This is a genomic window from Anaerotignum faecicola (assembly GCA_024460105.1).
GTDB lineage: Bacteria > Bacillota > Clostridia > Lachnospirales > Anaerotignaceae > JANFXS01.
The window spans coordinates 1-805 of record JANFXS010000024.1; the positions used below are offsets into that span (position 1 = coordinate 1).

The 805-nt window shown below is 29.3% G+C and carries 2 protein-coding genes; both read left to right on the top strand.

Annotated elements, in window-relative coordinates; translation table 11 throughout:
- On the top strand, window positions 1–580 hold a 580-nt coding region (locus NE664_12490; GenBank protein ID MCQ4727458.1), incomplete at its 5' end, for a DNA adenine methylase.
- A gap of 4 nt (window positions 581–584) precedes the next feature.
- A partial coding sequence (locus tag NE664_12495) for a hypothetical protein (GenBank protein MCQ4727459.1) occupies window positions 585–805 on the top strand: 221 nt, incomplete at its 3' end.

Below are 805 nucleotides of genomic sequence, written 5' to 3' on the forward strand. Positions count from 1 at the left end.
GCAAAAAGTAATTAGGGAGCAAATTAATACACATAGTAGATTGGATATAGGTTTTTCTACTTTTTTTTTGAATAGAACGAATAGATCAGGGATTATTGATAAAGCTGGTCCTATTGGAGGGCTGAATCAAGATGGAGACTATAGTATAGACTGTAGATTTAATAAAACTAAATTGATAGACCAAATAAAAAAAATTGCGGAGAATAGAGAGAAAATTGCATTATATAATATGGAAGCATTGGACTTAATTGATAATGTAATATTAAAAACGAGGAAATCATTTACTTTTTTTGATCCGCCATATTATAGTAAGGGACCTGGTTTATACACGAATTTTTATTTGCATGGAGATCATGTGAATTTGTCTCAATATATTATGATAAAAATGAAACATAGAAAATGGATTGTGACATATGATAATGTAAATGCTATAAAAAATATGTATTCAAAAATGGATAGGTTAGAATTTGAATTACAGTATTCTCTGCAAAGTAAAAAAGCAGGTAGTGAGGTAATGTTTTTTTCTGAGAAGTTGAGACGGCCTAATGAGGAAGGTTTATTAAAAGTATTAGGAGAATAAAAATATGAGTGGAAGTATTCAAAGGATAAAAGTTGGTGAGTTGTTGAATTATTACGAAAATCCACGTCATACAGTAGGTAGTAATGAGAAAGATACTCTGAAAAAATTATTTGATGCGGTAGGGATACAGTATATGCTTAATCTGACCGAGGATATTCAAAAAAATGGTCTTTTAGGTAATCAGCAAATAGTTGTGGTGTATTCTGATAAATTGAAAAAATATAT